The organism is Streptomyces sp. NPDC054863, from assembly GCF_053610825.1.
The window spans coordinates 1-18768 of the sequence record NZ_JBSGZD010000148.1; the positions used below are offsets into that span (position 1 = coordinate 1).

Sequence of the window (18768 nt, forward strand, 5' to 3'; positions counted from 1 at the left end):
CCCATCCCCCGGCGGGGACGCGGGGCCCCGCCGGGAGGACCCCCGCGCTCTACCTCTGCAGCGTCGCCCACGCACGCACCTCACCCCGGCGCCACACCGTCCGCCACCGCACCTACATGTGGTTCGTCGACCCCGATCGCCCGCCCCGGCTGCCGCGCGCCCTGCGCCCGCTGGCCCGCTTCGACGCCCGGGACCACTTCGGCGGCACCGAGCGGACCGTCAGGGCCGGGCTGGAGAAGTTCCTCGGCGCGCGCGGCGTCGACCTGGAGGGCGGGCAGGTCACGATGCTCGCGCACGCCCGGGTCCTGGGCCATGTCTTCAATCCGCTCACCCTGTACTGGTGCCACGATCCCCGCGGCGCCCTGCGCTGCGTCGTCGCCGAAGTGCACAACACCTACGGCGAACGGCACTGCTACCTGTTGCGGACCGGGCCCGACGGAGTTCAACTGACCGATGTGGCAAAGGAGTTCTACGTATCTCCGTTCTTTCCCGTGGACGGCGGCTACCGCATGCGGCTGCCCGAGCCCGGCGAGCGGCTGGCCCTGAGCATCCGTCTGGAGCGCGCGGGCACCGTCCCCTTCGTGGCGACCGTGCGCGGCGGGCGACGGCCCGCCACCACGTCCGCGCTGCTCCGCGCGGCGGTGCGCCATCCGCTGTCCACCGTGGCGGTCTCCGCCGCGATCCGGTGGCACGGCGTCCTGCTTCTCCTGCGCGGTCTCCCCGTGCGGCCACGACCCCGTCATCAACCCCAGGAGGGTGTCGAATGAGCGTGTCCCTGCCCCCGAAGGCCCGTGGCGCGTCGGCCGCGTCAGCCGTGTCCTGTGCGTTCCCCGTGGTGGCCGTGGACGTGGACGCGGGCCGCTGGCCCGACGTGGCCCGGCTGCCGAAGACCTCCTTGGTACGCACCGCCGTCGCCCGGCTGATCGTGCGCCGCGCACTGGCCGGGCTGCCGCTGACCGTGAAGTTCCGGGACGGCGCGACCCTGGGGCGTGGCGGCCCCGTGATGCGGGTGTACGCGCCCGACGCCCTGTACCGGCGGATCGGCGCGGGCGGTCTGATCGGCTTCGGCGAGTCGTACATGGCGGGGGAGTGGACGGCGGAGGACCTCGTCGGCGTGCTGACCGTACTCGCCGACCACGCGGCGCACCTGGTGCCGCACTCCCTCCAACGGCTCCGCGGGGCCTGGGCGTTGAAGCAGCCCGCGGCCCGCCGCAACACCCCCGAGGGGTCGCGGAGCAACATCAGCCACCACTACGACCTCTCCAACGACCTTTTCGCGCTCTTCCTCGACGAGACCCTCACCTACTCGTCCGCCGTCTTCCGCGGCCTCCCCGCCACCCGCGAGCTGCTGCCCGCCGCCCAGCGGCGCAAGATCGACCGGCTGCTCGACCTCGCCGGGGTCGGCGAAGGCAGCGAGGTGCTCGAAATCGGCACCGGGTGGGGTGAGTTGGCGATCCGGGCGGCCCGGCGCGGAGCGCGCGTCACCACCGTCACCCTCTCGGTCGAGCAGCGCGAGCTGGCGATGCGGCGCATCGCGGAAGCCGGGTTCGAGGACCGGGTGACGGTGCTGCTGCGCGACTACCGCCAGGTCACGGGAGAGTACGACGCCGTCGTCAGCGTCGAGATGATCGAGGCCGTCGGCGCGGAATTCTGGCCCGAGTACTTCACCACCCTGGAGCGGCTCCTCGCCCCCGGCGGCAAGGTCGCCCTGCAGGCCATCACGATGCCCCACGACCGGCTGCTGGCCAGCAGGAACACGTACACCTGGATCCAGAAGTACGTCTTCCCCGGGGGCCTGATCCCCTCCGTGGACGCCATCGAACAGATCACCGCGGCGCGGACCGGGCTGCGGGTGACCCGCTCCGAAGGCTACGGCGTGCACTACGCGGAAACGCTGCGGCTGTGGCGGGAGAGCTTCGAGGCGCGGGCGGCCGAGGTGGACGCGCTCGGCTTCGACGCGACGTTCCGCCGGCTGTGGTCGTTCTACCTGGCCTATTCGGAGGCCGGATTCCGGTCCGGCTACCTCGATGTGCGGCAATTGGTGCTCACCCCCCACGGTGCACGGTGACGCGGCGCGAGGGAGCCGGGCTCGAAGTGCGGCGCGTGCTGCCGAGTGAGGAAGGGTGGTACGGATGAACGGGTTCCCCTGGGCCGACTGGGCGGCGGGACTCGGCTGGGCGGCGCTCGCCGCACTCGCCGTCATGCTGGTGACGTTCGTGCTCGCGGTGCGCATCGGCATGCACCGGATCGTCGACGTGGCGTGGGGCGTCGGCTTCGCCGCGGTCGCCGCCGTCTCGTACGCGGTGTCCGGCGGGTCGGCGGGCGACGACGGGCGTCGGCTGCTCGTCCTGGCGCTGACCTGCGTCTGGGGGGTGCGGCTCGCCCTGCACATCGGGTGGCGCGGGCGCGGGCACGGGGAGGATCCGCGGTACGAGGCGATGCTCGCCAAGGCTCCCGACGGCCGCCGGAACCTGTACGCGTTCCGGATGGTGTACCTGCTTCAGGGCGGCCTGGTGTGGCTGGTGTCGCTGCCGGTGCAGATGGGGATGTACGTACCCGGTGCGCCGACCTGGGTCGCCTGGGCCGGGTGCGCGCTGTGGGCGGTCGGGCTGTTCTTCGAGACGGTGGGGGACTGGCAGTTGGCCCGCTTCAAGGCCGACCCCGCGAACCAGGGCATGATCATGGACCGGGGGCTGTGGTCCCTGACGCGGCACCCCAACTACTTCGGTGACTTCTGTGTCTGGTGGGGCATCTTCCTCGTCGCGGCGGGCAGCGCGGCGGCGGCGGTGAGCGTGGTCGGTCCGCTGGTGATGAGCTTCCTGCTGATCGGGGGGAGCGGCAAACGGCTTCTGGAACGGAGCATGGCGAAGCGGCCGGGGTTCGCGGAGTACGCGCAGCGGACGAACGGGTTCTTCCCGTGGGTGCCGAAGCGGGCGACGGTCAGGGCCTTTCGGGGAGGGTGACCGACGCGGTGAGGCCGCCGCCGGGGGCCGGGTGCAGGTCCAGCGTGCCGCCGTGCGCGTCGACGATGCCGGAGACGATGGCCAGTCCCAGGCCGTGGCCGCGGGGCGAGCCGCCGGTGGTGCCCGCCAGCCGTCCCCGGCCGCGCAGGAAGGGTTCGGCGTACGTGGCGACCGCCTCGGGTCCGAGCTGCTCGCCGGTGTTCGTCACGGTCAGCGTGCTCCGCCCGGAGGAGCCGGTGCCGGTGGCCAGGGTGACGGTGCCGCCGCCGGTGGGCAGGTTGTGCCGCAGGCCGTTCTGGAGCAGGTTGAGGGCGACCTGGCGCAGCAGCACGGGGTGGCCGGTGACCGGGGCGGGCAGGATTTCGGCGGACACGGTGATGCCCCGCTCGGCGGCCTCCTCGCGGATCAGTCCGAGGGCCTCGGCGGCGGTCTCCGCGAAGTCGACGGGTTCCAGCGGGAGTTCGGTGCGGCGGACTGCCGACAGCTGGAGCAGGGACTCGACGATCTCGATGCCGCGCTGGTTGGTTTCGTACAGTCGCGAGACCAGCCGCCCGTAGTCCTGGCCGGACGGGTCGGCGATCGCGACGTCCAGCATGGTGCGGGAGACGGAGAGGGGGGTGCGCAGCTCGTGCGAGGCGTTCGCGGCGAAGCGGCGCTGCTCCTCGAAGGACTCCTGGATGCGGCCCAGCATGTGGTCGAAGGTGTCGGAGAGATCGGTGAACTCGTCCGGCCTGCCACCGAGCCCGATGCGGTGGTCCAGCGAACCGGCGGCGGCCCGGTCGGCCGCCCGGGTGATCTCCTGCAGCGGGCGCAGCACCCGGCCCGCGATGAGCCAGCCCCCGGCGAGGCCGATCACGGTGACGGCGAGGAGGGCGAGGCCTGAGTAGCGCACCACTTGGTGCAGGATTTCGCTCCGGGCGGGGGCGTAGGGGTTGTCGCGCGGATTCGACGCCGTGAGCGGGTAGTTGGGGATCTTGTACATGGCCACGTAGACGACGGCCAGGGCGAGAGTGCCCGCGACGACGGCGAACAGGGCGTAGCTGAGGGTCAGGCGGAGGCGGGCGGACAGGCGGCGGGGACGGCGGGGGAGGGGCGCGGTGGTGTCCGTGCGGGAGGTGGTGTCCGTGGTGCTCATGGGGAGGGGGTCGATCCTTCGTCGAGTCGGTAGCCGACGCCGGGCACGGTGTGGATGGCCCACGGCTGGCCGAGTCGCTTGCGCAGGGTGGAAATGGTGATGCGGACCGCGTTGGTGAACGGGTCGGCGTTCTCGTCCCAGGCCTTTTCCAGGAGCGTCTCCGAGCTGACGACACCGCCCTCGGCGGCCATCAGGACCTCCAGTACGGCGAATTGCTTACGGGTGAGCGAAATGTAGCGGCCCGCGCGGAACACCTCGCGGCGGAAAGGATCCAGGCGCAGATCCCCGTGTTCGAGAATCGGCGGAGTGCTGTCCTTCGGACGGCGGGCCAGCGAACGCAGCCGTACGACGAGTTCCTTCAGGGCGAAGGGCTTGGTGAGGTAGTCGTCGGCGCCGAGTTCGAAACCGGTGACCTTTTCGTCGAGGTGGCCCGCCGCGGTCAGCATCAGTACGCGGCAGCCGAGCCCGCGCTCCACGATGGTGCGGCAGACGTCGTCGCCGTGCGTGCCGGGGATGTCGCGGTCGAGCACGACCACGTCGTAGGTGTGCACGGCGAGGCGTTCCAGGGCGGTGTCGCCGTCCCCTGCGATGTCGGAGGCGATGGCCTCCAGGCGGAGCCCCGCCTGGACGGCCTCGGCGAGATAGAGCTCGTCCTCGACGATCAGCACGCGCATCGGCGGTTTCTCCCTGTGTCTGTTCTTGTACGGGGCGGTGGTTCCTGTACGTGGTCGCTGTGCTCGTACGTCTCGCCCGCACCGCCCATGGAACGACGGCGGGCATATCGCGAACGTATCGGGAAAACGAAACGTCCGGACAACACGGCGGCAGCTCCACTGGAGGCATTGCACGACGGCCCCGGATTTCGGCGGGCCGTGGCCGCGCACCGTCCGGAGGAATGCACACATGCGTGAAACGAAGCCGCCCCGCACCTGGCTCGCCGCAGGGCCCCGTATGCGGCCCCGTATGTGGTGGACGGCCGGGGGCGTCGCCCTCGTGACGGCCGCCGGAGCGGGAGCGGTGGCGGTCCTGACGGCCGAGTCGGGCACGGGGTCGCGTGTCGAGGCGTCCGAGGGGCGCCTCCCGGGGCTCTGGGCGGGGCAGAACGGGCAGAATGGGAAGACGCCGCAGGGCGGGGCGCCGAACGAGGACGGCGCGGCGGACGCAGGCGACGGGTCCGTTCCCTCGGCCCGTGAGCTCACCCCCTTCGACACCGGGCACTCCGCGCTGCGCCACCTCGACCCCGCCCTGCTCAAGGCGGTCCAGGCGGCGGCGAAGGCCGCCAAGGAGGACGGGGTCGACTTCTTCGTGACGTCGGGCTGGCGCAGCAAGGAATACCAGCAGCGGCTGCTCGACGAGGGGGTGGCCAAGTACGGCAGCGAGGCGGAGGCGCGGAAGTTCGTGAAGACGCCGGAGACTTCGGAGCACGCGCTGGGCAAGGCGGTCGACATCGGCCCCACCGACGCGGACGACTGGCTCATCCGCAAGGGCGCGGCGTACGGACTGTGCCAGATCTACAACAACGAGATGTGGCACTTCGAGCTGCGCCCGACGCCGGGCGGTACCTGCCCGGTGCCGAAGCCGGACGCGGCGGGCTGATCCGATGACGCAGCTGCGCGAGGACCCGTATCCGGACGTGTTCATCGGGGGCGGGTTCTTCGACCCGGGGGCGGAAGCGGAATCCGCCCGGGGGCGGGGAGGGGAATCTGGAACAGGGGCGGTGTCCGGCCCCGGGGCAGATACGGAGGGCGAGTCCGAGGCCGGGCCAGGGGAGCGCTCGGCCGGGTACGGCCCCGAGCCCGAGGGCCTGCTCGGGGGCGTGCCCGAGGGTTTGCACGGGGGTGCGCCCGGGGGTCTGCACGGGGGTGCGCCCGGGGTCGTGCACGGGGGTGCGCCCGGGAGCTTGCTCGGGGATGTGTCCGAGGGCCTGTCTGGGGATGTGTCCGAGGGTTTGCACGGGGGTGCGCCCGGGGGCCTGCACGGGGGTGCGCCCGGGGTCGTGCACGGGGGTGCGCCCGGGAGCTTGCTCGGGGATGTGCCTGGGGGCCTGGATGAGGATGCGCCCGGGGTTGTGTCAGGCAGCGGGGGCGGCAAGGTGCACGTCGTGGATCGGGGGGTTCCCTCGCCGCGTGCCGTTCTCCTGCGCCGGTGGGTCCTTCGGCTGAGCCCCGCACCGGGGCCCGGTGGGAGCCGCTGGCGTCGGGGGCGTATCGCCGCGGCCCTCGCCCTGGCCGGCGGAAGCCTGCCGCTCGTCCATGGGGCCGTGCCCAACTCGGTCGGGAATCTGGGCAGTCTGCTGGACACCGTGCTGCCCTGGGCCGCTCTGGCCGTGCCGTTCGCCCTGCTGGTCGCGGTGCGGCGGCGTTCGGCGTCGGCCCTGGTGGCGGCGGGGCTCGCCGCCGTGGTGTGGCTCGGGTCCTTCTGGCCCGTGCTGGCGGCCGGGCCGGCCGCCGCCACGGCGAACCTGACCGTGCTCACCCACAACATCGGTGCGCGGAACGCGGATCCGGCCGCCGCCGCCCGCACCCTGCTCGCCGCCGGCCCCGACCTGGTGGCGCTGGAGGAGGTCACGGAGACCTCCCTCCCCGCGCTGCGCAAGGTCCTGGACCCGGCGCTGGCGCACTCCGTGCGGATCGGGACCGTCGCCCTGTGGAGCCGGTACCCCCTGGCGGACACCGGGCGCGTGGTGCTCGACCCGGGCTGGAGCCGTTCCCTGCGCGCCGAGGTGCGTACGCCCACAGGCCTGCTGGCCGTGTACGTCGTGCACCTGCCTTCGGTACGGGTCGGCCTCTACGGCTTCGGCACGGGGGCCAGGGACCGGAACATCCAGGAGCTGGGCCAGGTGCTCTCCCGGGAGCGGCGGGAGAAGGTGCTGCTCCTCGGGGATCTGAACGGCAGCACGGCCGACCGCAGCCTGGCGCCGCTCACCGTCGGGCTGCACCCGGTCCAGGACGCGGTGGGCGGCGGGTTCGGGTTCAGCTGGCCCGCGGCGTTTCCGCTGACGCGGCTGGATCACGTGTTGAGCCGCGGGGTGGTGCCGACCGAGTCCTGGACCCTTCCCGGGACGGGCAGCGACCACCTTCCGGTCGCGGCCCGGCTCAGGGTCTAGCGGCCGTCCGCCTGCCCCTCCGCCAGCCGTCTGCCCCCTCCGCCGTCCGCGTGCCCCCCCCCGGCTGGCCGCGCGCCCCCCGGCTGGCCGCGCGCCCCCCGCTAGCCGCGCGCCCCCCGCTAGCCGCGCGCCTCCTCGAAGCGTGCCCGTCCCTCCGCCAGGTCCACGATCGGGGCCGGGTAGTCGATGCGGGCCCGGTCGCGGCCCTCCAGGTGCCAGGGCCGGTGGACCGCCGGGCCCTTGAGGTCCGCCAGTTCCGGGACCCAGCGGCGGACGTAATCGCCGTGCGGGTCGAAGCGCTTCGCCTGGGTCAGGGGGTTCAGGACGCGGTTCGGGCGGGTGTCGGTGCCCGTGCCCGCCGCCCACTGCCAGTTGAGCTGATTGTTCGCCACGTCGCCGTCCACCAGGAGGGAGAGGAAGTGGCGGGCGCCCACCCGCCAGTCCACGTAGAGGGTCTTGGTGAGGAAGCCGGCGACCAGCAGCCGGCCCCGGTTGTGCATCCAGCCCTCGTGCGCGAGCTGTCGCATCGCCGCGTCGACCACCGGGTAGCCGGTCAGACCCGCCTTCCAGGCCGCGATCTCCTTCGGGTCCGAGCGCCAACGGTCGTTCCGGTCGCGGTAGTCGGACCAGGAGGCGGCCGGGCGGGCCGCGAGCACCTGGTGGTGGAAGTCCCGCCAGGCCAGCTGCCGTACGAACGCCTCCGCGCCCGTACCGCCCTTCTGCCGGGCCCGGTGCACCGCCTCCACCGGGGACAGACAGCCGAAGTGGAAGTAGGGGGAGAGCTTCGACGTCGCGTCGCCCGGCAGGTCGTCGTGGCGTGCCTCGTAGGACTCGATGCCCGAAGTGGTGTGCGAGAGCCAGGAGTTGAGGTGCTTGCGGGCCGTGCGTTCGCCGCCCGTCGCCAGGGCGGGCGAGGTGTTCTCGACTGCCGAGCGCGACGGCAGGCGGTCGCTCGCCACCCACTCAGGCACCCGGACCTCCCTCGGTGCGGTGACGACCGCACGCGCGCCTGCCGCCTCCCACCTGCGGTGGTACGGGGTGAACACCGCGAAGTGGTCCTTGCCGGGGCCTGACGGCGTCTGTGCGCCCGGCGGCACCACCGTGACCACCGCATCGTGGACCGCCAGCTCGCAGCGGGTGGGCGCGAGTGCGGTACGCAGCCGCTCCTCGCGGCGCAGGGCGTACCCGCTCGCCCCGCCCGCCACGTGGACCGTGTGCGCTCCGGTCTCGGTCACCACCCGGGCGACCTCCTCGACGACCGCTCCGCTGCGGACGACCAGCCGGCCGCCGCGGGCCCGCAGCTCCGCGTCCAGGTCCGCCAGGCAGTCGGCGAGGAACGCGCGCCGGTTGGGCGCCGCGAAGCCAGCGGCCCGCACCCCGTCGTCGAGCACGAACAGCGGCACCACCTCGTCGGCGCCGCGCAGTGCGGCCCGCAGCACGGGCTGGTCGTGGACGCGCAGGTCGGAGGTGAAGAGGGCGACGGCGATGCGGCTCGTACGGCCTGTGGGGCTCGCGTGACCCGTACGGCTCGTACGGCTGGTGGGGCTAGTAGGGCCAGTAGGGCTTGTGTGGCTCATGCGGGGAACTCCATCAGTGCGACCGGGGCGGACGTCGGTGCGGTGGACCCGCCGGACGGCTCCACCGTGATGCCCATGCCCGACGCCTTGCCGACCGGGCCGGCGAGCAGGACCGCGTCCGTGCGCGCTGCCGGGTTCAGCAGGCCCGCCGCGCGCATGGCGGTGCCGTCGTTGAACCACAGCTGGTAGACCTTGCCCGCCGGTGGCTCCGGCAATCCGGCCGCCACGAACGCGGCCTGGTCGCGGCTGCGTGAGACGACGACCGTCGCCGACGCCCCGCCCGCCAGCTTCCCCGTGCTCGCCTTCGCGTCCGGCGCGGCCAGCACCGCGGCCAGCGCCTCGGCCCTGCCCTGCGCCACCCGCGCCTGCTGCCGCGCGTCCTTCGCCACCTCGTGCTGCCACACCGCGATCCCGCCGAACGCGGCGGCAGCGGCCACGCACGCGGCGAGGGCGAAGCGGGAGGCGGTCCGGCCGTAGCGGCCCCGCGCCCGTCCCTGACGTACCGTCAGAGGCCCTTCCTGGCGTTCGGTGGCGATCCGCCGGAGCACCTGTTCCTTCAGGCGGGCGGGCGGCGTCTCGGTCATCGCCCGGCCCAACCGGGCGGCGGTGGCGGTCAGTTCGCCGACCTCCCGGGTGCAGGACGGGCAGTCCGCGAGGTGGCGCTCGAAGGCCGCCCGCTCGTCGTCGGGCAGGGCGTGCAGTGCGTACGCCCCGGTCAGCGTGTGCAGTTCGGCGGTGCTCATGTGCCCACCCCCAGGCAGTCGCGCAGCCGGATCAGTCCGTCGCGCATACGGGTCTTGACCGTGCCCAGGGGTACGGAGAGGAGTTCGGCGACCTCGCGGTAGGCGAGGCCGCGGTAGTACGCGAGGGTCACCGACTGGCGCTGGAGCTCGGTGAGGGAGCGCAGACAGCGGCGCACCTGCTCGCGTTCGAGGCGTGCCTCCACCTGTTCGGTGACCTCGTCGTACGCGGGCGTGCGGTCCAGCAGTGCGGCCCGCTGCTCACGGTCCGCCGACGCCTGCGCGGAACGCACCCGGTCGACGGCCCTGCGGTGCGCCAGCGTGAGCACCCAGGTCATGCCGCTGCCCCGGGACGGCTGGAAGCGTGCGGCGGTGCGCCACACCTCCACCAGCACCTCCTGGGCCACTTCCTCGGACTGCGCCGGATCCCGCAGCACACTGCGGATCAGCCCCAGGACGGGCCCGCCGACCAGGTCGTACACCCGGTCGAACGCCTCTTGGTCGCCCCTGGCCACCCGGCCGATGAGCTCCTGGAGATCGGGCCCCGGGGCGGGGGCCCCGCTGATGTGGACGGCTTCTTTCACGCGGCTTTCCTTCGCTGGCGGTGGGGGGCAAACAGTTCCCACCGGGTATTCGGAGGCGTCGCAAGGATGGATTGGTCCGAAGGGAAAGGGACTGCCGCGGATGTTCGGCCGCATCGAGAGTAGGCGGAGATGGTGCCAAAGCGGCGCAAGCTCACCCGTGCGCCCGCCCTCGTGGTGGTGTCGGTACGGCGGTCGACGCGGACCTTTCAGGACCTGCCGGAAGCCGGCCCGGCGGCCCGCGCTCCGTACGCCTTCCCATGCGCCTTCCCGTACGCCTTCCCGTGCAGCGCACGGATCGCCAGGAAGGTCAGCAGGCCGATCGGCGACAGCAGGACGGTCAGGACCAGCAGCGGCCCCATCAGCAGCGGGTGCAGACCCAGACGGCGCGCTTCGAGGAACATCCACTGGCCGAGCAGCAGGTCCCAGGCGATGACCTGGGCCCAGATCGCACCCGCGCCGTTTGCGAGGACCACCAGCTCGCGGAACCCGTCCAGGCCGGGGCTGCTGACGGCTGCCCACAGCCCGGGGAACACCGGGACGGCCATCGTCAGATAGACGGCCAGGATCGGCAGCACGGTCAGCGGAGAGCCCGCGATCCGCACGGTCCAGCGCCAACGCGGCGCGAACACCATCAGCAGCCAGAAGGGGGCGGCCAGGAAGAAGGACAGGTCGAAGAGGAAGCCGGTCATGTGGCGAGCTCCTTGCTGCCGAGGTCCGTGTGCCTGTCGCGGCCGGCAGGGGTACGGGGAGTACGCAGGGCGGCGAGCAGTCCCGCGGCCGTCGCCAGGGCGAGGGCCCCGGCCGCCGCCAGCGTCGTGCCGTCCGGGTCGACCAGTGACTGTCCGCGCAGCGCCTGCCAGGTCACCAGGGCGAGCAGGGAGCCGTACGAGGCGGAGGCGACCGCCGTCAGCCGCAGCCGGACCACCGGGTCGGCGAGGCGGGCGACGCGCGGGGCGAGCGCGAGCAGCAACAGGGCCAGCAGGGGCAGGAGTTGCAGTGAGTGCATCCCGACGAAGTGCGGTATGCGCAGGTCGCCGCCGGTGGTCGCCCAGCCGGTCACGGCCATCGAGGGGCCGCCGTCGGCCACGCCCACGCCGTGCGCCCCGGACGTGTCCGTGATGCCGGCCCGGCGCTGGGCGGCGGTCGGCTGCGTCATCAGGAATCCGAGCGCGGTCCCGGCGAGGGCGAGCACCGCACCGGCCTTCACGGCGAGGGAGGCCGCCCGGTCCAGGAGCTTGGTGCGCAGCAGCAGTACCGCGATGACCAGGCTGCCGAGCCACAGCACCACCACGGTCATGCCCATCAGGGCGAACACCGTCGAGTCGAGCGGCGTCTCCATGTTGAAGTGACTGCGCTTGCCGCGGGCCGCCTGGCCCACTATCAGCACCATCTCCGCCAGGCTCGCCACCGCGACCACCGTCCCGGCCCACCAGCCGATCCGGGCGCGGCGCCGGGTGCCGGAACGGGTGAGCAGCGACAGCATCCAGGCCAGGGAAAGCCCGTAGGCGGTGAACGACGCCGAGAACTTGAACGGTTTGAACCACACCGGCGAGTTCATGACCGTGCGGTCGTCGATCACGAGACCTGTACCGGTGGCTACGGTTAAGACGATCATCAGGGCCGAGAAGACAACCAACGGACGATGCCAGGTACGCCATGCGTGCATGGGAGACCCCCACTGAGAATGGATAGCGGCACTCGCCGCTATCGGATAGCTAAACTATCCATGTGGGGTACAGGGTTGGCAAGGCCCTTCTGTGGAGCGAGAGGTGAACAGGCAGTGCGCATAGGCGAGTTGAGCAGCAGGACGGGTGTCCCGGTGCCGACGATCAAGTACTACGTCCGTGAAGGGCTGCTCCCGGCAGGGGAGTTGACCAGCCCGAACCAGGCGAGTTACGGGGATGCGCACGAGCGGCGGCTGCGGTTGATCCGCTCGCTGCTCGGCGCGGGCGGACTGTCGCTCGCACGGATCCGCGAGATCCTCGCCGCGGTGGACGACACGTCGCAGCCGGTGCACAAGCTGCTGGGGGAGGTCGCGGGTGCGGTGGCGCCGCCGAGCAGGATCGGGGGCGGGGAACCGTCGGAGACGGCTCGCCGGGTGGTGGCCGAACTGGCGGAACGGCGCGGTTGGTCCGTGCCGCCGGGGCACCCGGACGGCGAGGCCCTCGCCCGCACGCTGACCGAGGCGGAGCGGCTCGGGCACGAGGAGTTCGCCGGGACGCTCGACGCGTATGCGGAGGCGGCGGAGAAGGTGGCGGCGGCGGATCTGGCGTACGTCGGGGGGCGGGGTGCGCGGGACGACGTGCTGGAGAGCGTGGTGATCGGGATGGTGCTGGGGGACGCGATGTTCGGGTCGCTGAGGAGGATTGCGCAGGCGGAGGAGTCGGCGCGGATCCATGGGGCGGGGGAGGGGGAGTCCCCGCCTGGCCTCGTGTAGCCGTCCGGCGTTTGAGGACGCGCGGTGTTTGAGGACGCGCGGTGTTTGAGGACGCGCGGTGCAGCCGTGCACCGGGCGCGGCCCGGGGGCCCGCCCCCGCCGACCCGTACGCCGGGGGGCGGGAGCGAGCGCGAGCCGGGGCGAGGGGGGCGGCTCCGCGCGGGGGCCGCCCCATGCCCACCCGTCCCGCCCCATGGGGCGGCCCATGTGCCCATGGGGTGGCGGGGTGCGGCCCATGTGCCCATGAGGCGGCGGGGCGTGGCCCGTGGGGTGGCGGGGTGTGGCCCGTGGGGCTTGTGGGGCTGTTAGGCCGGTGTGGGTTCCTGTTCGCGTTCCACCTGCTCGTTCCACTCCCGCTTCACGGCGCGCCACGCGTCGTCGTCCTGGCCGAGCCGCCAGTAGCCGGAGATCGAGAGCCGTTCGCGCGGGATCTCGCGTTCGACCCGCAGGTGTCGGCGCAGGTCCTTCACGAAGCCCGCCTCGCCGTGCACGAACGCGTGCACGTCACCCGCCGGGAACTCCAAGTCGCGTACCGCCGCGACCAGTTGTTCGCCCACCGGTGCGGAGCCCCGGTGCAGCCAGGTCACCTCGATGCCGTCCGGCGTCACGATCTTCTGTTCCTCGGCCGCGTCCGCGACCTCGATGAAGGCGTGCACCACCGCACCCGCCGGCATCCGCTCCAGCGAGGCCGCGATCGCGGGCAGCGCGCTCTCGTCACCGACCAGGAGGTGCCAGTCCGCCGCCGGGTCCGGGGCGTATCCGCCGCCCGGGCCCAGGAAGCGGACCGTCTCGCCCGCCTGGGCGCGGGCCGCCCACGGGCCGGCCAGGCCCTCGTCGCCGTGCACCACGAAGTCGATCGCCAGCTCGCCCGCCTCGGCGTCCCAACTGCGGATCGTGTACGTCCGGTTGACCGGCCACTGCTCCGCGGGGAACTCCTCGCGGATGCGGGCCATGTCGAAGGGCTCCGGATAGGTCACCCCGGGCGCAGGGAAGAGCACCTTGACGTAGTGGTCGGTGAACTCCCCGGCGCCGAGACTCGCGAGGGCCTCGCCGCCGAGGACGACGCGCACCATGTGCGGGGTGATCCGCTCGGTGCGCAGCACCGTCGCCTCGTGGGCTCGCGGTGCCTTACGGGCCGGTCGTTCTGCCACAGTGCTCTCCCCAAATACGCTGTACGGCTACATTGCTTAGGCTTACCTAAGCTAACAGCTCATCCGTGGAGGACCGAGAGCAGCCGCTGCAAAGAACCTCCCAAGCCCCACCGCTCGGCCAGGGCCTCCAGTGCTGCCGGATCGTGGGGTGCGGAGGGCAGTGCCGGGTCGAACGGCGGCAGCGGTACGTCCCCCGCGACCCGCACCACCTTCGGCGCCACCGCGAGGTACGGCCTTGCCTCGTCGAGCTTCTTCCGCTGGGAGGGGGTGAGCTTCGCGGCCGGGTCGTCGACGGCCGCCATGATCCCGGCCAGGTTGCCGTACGCGTCGAGCAGCTTGGCGGCGGTCTTCTCGCCGATCCCGGGCACGCCCGGCAGGCCGTCGCTGGGGTCGCCGCGCAGCAGGGCCAGGTCCACGTACCCCGGACCGTCCACTCCGTACCTCTCGCGCAGCCAGGCCTCGTCGGTGACCTGGAGGGTGCCGACGCCCTTGAGCGGGTAGAGGATGCGGCGCTCGCGGGCGTCGTCGACGAGCTGGAACAGGTCGCGGTCGCCGGTCACGACGTCGACCGGGCCCTTGGCGAGGCCGGTCAGGGTGCCGATGACGTCGTCCGCCTCGTACCCGTCGGAGCCCACCCGGGCGATGCCGAGTGCGGCGAGGACCTCCTCGATCACCGGGACCTGCGGGGAGAGGGTGTCGGGGGTCTCCTCGGCGTCCGGGCCGCCCTCGACCTCCTCGGCGACGCGGTGCGCCTTGTAGGAGGGGATGAGGTCGACCCGCCACTGCGGGCGCCAGTCGTTGTCCCAGCAGGCCACCAGGTCGTCCGGCCGGTGGTCCTGGACCAGGCGGGCGATGAAGTCGAGCAGGCCGCGGACCGCGTTGACGGGCGTGCCGTCGGGGGCGCGGACCGAATCGGGGACCCCGAAATAGGCCCGGTAGTAGAGGGAAGCGGTGTCGAGGAGCATCAGACGTCGGGTCACGCCCCCGATGATGCCGCACCCCACCGACACCGGCCCGGCACGACCGCCCCTGCGTCGCGTCCACCGCCCCTGGGTCACGGCCGCCACCGCGTCGGAAATGCGTAAGTGAACTGGATCACTTTCCGTTTGGCTCGTGTCACCCCGGGCAGGGGCGCCGTCGGAGCGAGCCTGGTCCGAAGTTCAACTTCTTGATTTGAAGCTGCATCTTCCGGCGGGTGCAGCGGGCCGAATCCGCGCCGCTCCACGACCTGCCCGCGGGGGTGGCCGGTCGTCATCGGTTCAACGCGTGAGGTGTATGTGTCCAGGCTGCAAGCCGAGAACCTGTACAAGGTCTTCGGCAGACGACCCAGCGAGGCGGTTCGGAAGCTCGAAAGCGGTTCCGACCGCGACGAGCTGCGCGCCGAAGGTACGACCGCCGCGGTGATCGACGCCTCGTTCAGCGTCGAGCCCGGCCAGATATTCGTCGTGATGGGCCTCTCCGGCTCGGGCAAGTCCACGTTGCTGCGCATGCTCAACGGACTGCTCGACCCGACCGCGGGCCGCGTCCTGTTCGACGGACAGGACCTGACCGCCCTGTCCCCGAAGGACCTGCGCGACGTGCGTGCCAAGAAGATCTCCATGGTCTTCCAGCACTTCGCGCTGTTCCCGCACCGCAGTGTGCTGGAGAACGCCGCGTACGGCCTCGAAGTGCAGGGTGTCCCGCGCGCCGAGCGCGAGCGCGCCCACGAGGCGCTGGAGATGGCCGGCCTGAAGGGCTGGGAGAAGTCCTGGCCCGACGAGCTGTCCGGCGGCATGCAGCAGCGCGTGGGCCTGGCCCGTGCACTCGCCACCGACGCCGACCTGCTCCTCATGGACGAGTCGTTCAGCGCGCTCGACCCGCTGATCCGCCGCGACATGCAGGACCAGCTCCTCGAACTCCAGAAGACCCTGAAGAAGACCATCGTCTTCATCACCCACGACCTCAACGAGGCCATGCGCCTCGGCGACAACATCGCCGTGATGCGGGACGGCCGTATCGTCCAGCTCGGCACCGCCGAGGACATCCTCGTCACGCCCGCCAACGAGTACGTCGCCTCCTTCACCCAGGACGTCGACCGCTCCCGCGTGCTGACGGCCGGCGCCATCATGGCCGAGCCGCACACCGCGATCGGGACGAAGGACGAGTCCGGCAAGGAACTGCGCACCCCGCAGGACGTCATCGCCGCCGCCCCCGCCACGGTCGCCGCGGACACCCCGATCATCGAGCTGTTCACGCCGTGCTCGACGAGCGAGGTACCCGTCGCCGTGACCGACGCGAAGGGCTCCCTGATCGGCGTCGTCCCGCGCTCCCGGCTGCTCGCCGTGCTCGGCGAGCCGATGGAACCGACCGCGCCCGCGCTCGTGGAAGACGACGAGGACGGCCGGCAGGACGCCGTGAACGTGAAGAAGGTGTCCGCAGGTGCCTAGGCTCAACCTCGGCCAGTGGGTCGATTCCGCAGTCGACTGGCTGACCAAGAACCTCGCATGGCTCTTCGACTTCATCTCCACCGTCGTCGGCGGCATGCAGGAGGGCATCTACGCCGTCCTCGGCGCCCCGCAGCCGCTGCTCATGGCGGGCATCCTCGCCGTCATCGCCTTCTGGCTGCGCGGTCTGACCGCCGGTGTGCTCTCCTTCGTCGGCTTCGCGCTGATCGACTCCATCGAGCTGTGGGACGACGCCATGTCGACCCTCTCGCTCGTGCTCGTGGCGACCATCATCACGATGGTCATCGCGATCCCGCTGGGCATCTGGGCCGCGCGCTCGGACCGCGTCAGCGCCGTGACCAGGCCGGTCATGGACTTCATGCAGACGATGCCGGCGATGGTCTACCTGATCCCCGGCATCCTGTTCTTCGGCGTCGGCGCCGTCCCCGGCATCATCGCCACCATCATCTTCTCGCTGCCCCCGGGCGTGCGCATGACCGAGCTGGGCATCCGGCAGGTCGACGCCGAACTGGTCGAGGCGGCCGAGGCGTTCGGCACCAAGCCCGGCGACATCCTCAAGCGCATCCAGCTGCCGCTGGCCCTGCCGACGATCATGGCCGGCATCAACCAGAAGATCATGCTCTGCCTCTCGATGGTCGTCATCGCGGGCATGGTCGGCGCCGGCGGTCTCGGCGGCGCGGTCTACCGCGCGATCGGCAACGTCGACATCGGCCTCGGCTTCGAGGCGGGCATCTCCATCGTCATCCTGGCGATGTACCTGGACCGCATGACCAGCTCGCTGGGCACCGCGGTCTCCCCGCTGGGCCGGCGCGCCCTGGCCAAGGCCCGTGCCATGGCCGGCGGCCCGAAGATCTGGTCGTACCGTCCGCAGCCCGTCGTGGCCGTCGCGGGCATCGTGATCCTCGCGCTCGTCGCGGGCAGCATGAGCATGTTCGGCGGCAAGAAGGCCAGCACCGCGTCCGACCCGGCGCAGATCGGCAAGGGCAAGAAGATCTCCATGGGTTACATCCCGTGGGACGAGGGCATCGCCTCCACCTTCCTCTGGAAGGAGATCCTGGAGCAGCGCGGCTTCACGGTCGACGCCAAGCAGTACGAGGCGGGCGCCCTCTACACCGGTCAGTCGACGGGTCAGATCGACCTCAACACCGACGCCTGGCTGCCGACGACGCACGCCCAGTACTGGTCCAAGTACAAGGACAAGCTGGAGGACATGGGCGCCTGGTTCAGCCCGACGTCCCTGGAGCTGACCGTCCCGGCGTACCTGAAGGACGTCAACACCCTCGACGACCTCAAGGGCAAGGCGGACCTGTTCGGCGGCAAGATCGTCGGCATCGAGCCGAGCGCCGGCGAGATGGGTCTGCTCAAGGACAAGGTGCTGCCCGCCTACGGCCTCGACGAGGAGTACAAGCTCGTCGAGGGCTCCACGCCCGGCATGCTCGCCGAGCTGAAGCGCGCGTACGCCAAGCAGGAGCCGATCGTCGTCCCGCTCTGGTCGCCGCACTGGGCCTACAACGACTTCAAGCTCAAGAAGCTCAAGGACACCAAGGGTGCCTGGGGCAAGGGCGACGGCGTCCACACGCTGGCCCGCAAGGGCTTCTCGGCGGACAACCCCGAGGTCGGCAAGTGGATCAAGGACTTCAAGCTGGACGAGAAGCAGCTCACCAGCCTTGAGGCGCAGATCCAGAAGTCCGGCAAGGGCAAGGAGCAGGAGGCCGTCCGCACCTGGCTGAAGGCCAACCCGGGCCTGGTCGACAAGCTCGCCCCGGTCGCCAAGGCCGCGAAGTCCGCCGACGGCAAGGACGAGCGCGACCGCGCCGTCGAGATGGGCTGGTTCCCCTGGGAAGAGGACATCGCCGCCACGTACCTCTGGAAGAACGTCCTGGAGCAGCGCGGCTACAAGATCAACCTCAAGCAGTTCGAGGTCGGTCCGATGTACGCGGGCCTCGCCGCCGGTGACGTCGACGTCCAGCTCGACGGCTGGCTGCCGTACACGCAGAAGAACTACTGGGACAAGTACAAGGACAAGCTGACCGACGTCGGCTCCTGGTACGGACCCACCTCCGTCGAGATCGCCGTGCCGTCCTACGTCAAGGACGTCAAGTCCCTGGAGGACCTCAAGGGCAAGGGCGAGCAGTTCAAGGGCAAGATCATCGGCATCGAGCCCGGCGCCGCCGCCATGAAGAACGTCAAGGACAACGTCCTTCCCGGCTACGGCCTGGACAAGGAGTACACGCTCGTCGAAGGCTCCACGCCAGCCATGCTGACCGAGCTGAAGCGCGCGTACGCCAAGAAGGAGCCGGTCGCCGTACTGCTGTGGACGCCGCACTGGGCGTACAACGCGTACGAGATGAACAAGCTCACCGACTCCAAGAAGCTCTTCGGTGAGGGCGACCGCCTGCACATCATCGGCAACAAGGACTTCGGCAAGAACTACCCGCAGCTGACCAAGTGGTTCAAGGACTTCAAGCTGGACGAGAAGCAGCTCGCCGGCCTGGAGAACGAGATCCAGAAGCGCGGCACGGGTCACGAGCCGGAGGCCGTCGAGGCCTGGATGAAGCAATACCCGGGAATCGCGGACAGGATGGCCCCCGTCGCGGGCTGAAGGTCCCACCCCGTTTCCCCGGCCGGGCC

The 18768-nt window shown here is 71.6% G+C and carries 17 protein-coding genes; 8 read left to right on the forward strand and 9 right to left on the reverse strand.

What is annotated here, in order from left to right; genetic code table 11:
• The 3 genes from ACWGIG_RS23725 to ACWGIG_RS23735 form a co-directional block, all read left to right on the forward strand.
• Window positions 1-767, forward strand: a 767-nt coding sequence (locus ACWGIG_RS23725; RefSeq protein ID WP_453323658.1) for a DUF1365 domain-containing protein, incomplete at its 5' end; no start/stop codon positions are given.
• A complete protein-coding gene (locus ACWGIG_RS23730) occupies window positions 764-2068 on the forward strand; it encodes a class I SAM-dependent methyltransferase (protein WP_453323659.1) in 1305 nt (434 codons plus the stop codon). The genes ACWGIG_RS23725 and ACWGIG_RS23730, both read left to right, overlap by 4 nt.
• A gap of 64 nt (window positions 2069-2132) precedes the next feature.
• Window positions 2133-2963 (forward strand): DUF1295 domain-containing protein, encoded by an 831-nt coding sequence (locus tag ACWGIG_RS23735; RefSeq protein WP_453323660.1) that lies wholly within the window; start codon window positions 2133-2135, stop codon window positions 2961-2963.
• On the opposite strand, the gene ACWGIG_RS23740 is transcribed toward ACWGIG_RS23735, so the two are convergent.
• Window positions 2941-4098, reverse strand: a complete 1158-nt coding sequence (locus ACWGIG_RS23740) for a sensor histidine kinase (RefSeq protein WP_453323661.1) — start codon at window positions 4096-4098, stop codon at window positions 2941-2943. The two genes, ACWGIG_RS23735 and ACWGIG_RS23740, sit on opposite strands and share 23 nt — an antisense overlap.
• The gene (locus ACWGIG_RS23745; RefSeq protein ID WP_453323662.1) at window positions 4095-4772 is read right to left on the reverse strand and encodes a response regulator transcription factor; all 678 of its coding nucleotides are present in this window, start codon (window positions 4770-4772) and stop codon (window positions 4095-4097) included. Before ACWGIG_RS23745 ends, ACWGIG_RS23740 begins: the two co-directional genes overlap by 4 nt.
• Window positions 4773-5001: 229 nt before the next feature.
• Between ACWGIG_RS23745 and ACWGIG_RS23750 the strand changes: the two genes are divergently transcribed.
• Both ACWGIG_RS23750 and ACWGIG_RS23755 read left to right on the forward strand, forming a co-directional pair.
• Window positions 5002-5694 (forward strand): M15 family metallopeptidase, encoded by a 693-nt coding sequence (locus tag ACWGIG_RS23750; protein WP_453323663.1) that lies wholly within the window; start codon window positions 5002-5004, stop codon window positions 5692-5694.
• Between the two features lie 664 nt (window positions 5695-6358).
• A complete protein-coding gene (locus ACWGIG_RS23755) occupies window positions 6359-7204 on the forward strand; it encodes an endonuclease/exonuclease/phosphatase family protein (protein ID WP_453323664.1) in 846 nt (281 codons plus the stop codon).
• Window positions 7205-7323: 119 nt separating this feature from the next.
• Here the strand turns inward: ACWGIG_RS23755 and ACWGIG_RS23760 are convergent, their stop codons facing one another.
• From ACWGIG_RS23760 to ACWGIG_RS23780, 5 genes are all read right to left on the reverse strand, one after another.
• Window positions 7324-8691, reverse strand: a complete 1368-nt coding sequence (locus tag ACWGIG_RS23760) for a cryptochrome/photolyase family protein (RefSeq protein WP_453323673.1) — start codon at window positions 8689-8691, stop codon at window positions 7324-7326.
• A gap of 86 nt (window positions 8692-8777) precedes the next feature.
• Window positions 8778-9524: an anti-sigma factor gene (locus ACWGIG_RS23765; RefSeq protein ID WP_453323665.1), complete on the reverse strand. Its 747-nt coding sequence runs from the start codon at window positions 9522-9524 to the stop codon at window positions 8778-8780.
• Window positions 9521-10105, reverse strand: coding sequence for a sigma-70 family RNA polymerase sigma factor (locus ACWGIG_RS23770; protein WP_453323666.1), 585 nt, complete (start codon window positions 10103-10105; stop codon window positions 9521-9523). Before ACWGIG_RS23770 ends, ACWGIG_RS23765 begins: the two co-directional genes overlap by 4 nt.
• Before the next feature lie 206 nt (window positions 10106-10311).
• Window positions 10312-10794, reverse strand: coding sequence for an ABA4-like family protein (locus ACWGIG_RS23775; protein ID WP_453323667.1), 483 nt, complete (start codon window positions 10792-10794; stop codon window positions 10312-10314).
• Entirely contained in the window at window positions 10791-11720 is a 930-nt protein-coding gene (locus ACWGIG_RS23780; RefSeq protein ID WP_453323668.1) for a hypothetical protein, read from the reverse strand. The genes ACWGIG_RS23775 and ACWGIG_RS23780 overlap by 4 nt, the downstream gene beginning before the upstream one ends.
• Before the next feature lie 165 nt (window positions 11721-11885).
• On the opposite strand from ACWGIG_RS23780, the gene ACWGIG_RS23785 reads away from it, so the two are divergent.
• Complete coding sequence (locus ACWGIG_RS23785; RefSeq protein ID WP_453323669.1) at window positions 11886-12542, forward strand: MerR family transcriptional regulator; 657 nt, start codon at window positions 11886-11888, stop codon at window positions 12540-12542.
• A gap of 305 nt (window positions 12543-12847) precedes the next feature.
• On the opposite strand, the gene ACWGIG_RS23790 is transcribed toward ACWGIG_RS23785, so the two are convergent.
• Both ACWGIG_RS23790 and ACWGIG_RS23795 read right to left on the reverse strand, forming a co-directional pair.
• Window positions 12848-13693 (reverse strand): siderophore-interacting protein, encoded by an 846-nt coding sequence (locus ACWGIG_RS23790; protein ID WP_453323670.1) that lies wholly within the window; start codon window positions 13691-13693, stop codon window positions 12848-12850.
• Between the two features lie 59 nt (window positions 13694-13752).
• Entirely contained in the window at window positions 13753-14658 is a 906-nt protein-coding gene (locus tag ACWGIG_RS23795; RefSeq protein WP_453323674.1) for a 5'-3' exonuclease, read from the reverse strand.
• A gap of 312 nt (window positions 14659-14970) precedes the next feature.
• On the opposite strand from ACWGIG_RS23795, the gene ACWGIG_RS23800 reads away from it, so the two are divergent.
• Together ACWGIG_RS23800 and ACWGIG_RS23805 are read left to right on the forward strand one after the other, a co-directional pair.
• Window positions 14971-16119: a quaternary amine ABC transporter ATP-binding protein gene (locus ACWGIG_RS23800; protein WP_453323671.1), complete on the forward strand. Its 1149-nt coding sequence runs from the start codon at window positions 14971-14973 to the stop codon at window positions 16117-16119.
• On the forward strand, window positions 16112-18739 hold the full coding sequence (locus tag ACWGIG_RS23805) for an ABC transporter permease/substrate binding protein (RefSeq protein ID WP_453323672.1): 2628 nt from the start codon (window positions 16112-16114) through the stop codon (window positions 18737-18739). The genes ACWGIG_RS23800 and ACWGIG_RS23805 overlap by 8 nt, the downstream gene beginning before the upstream one ends.
• Window positions 18740-18768 lie beyond the last annotated feature (29 nt).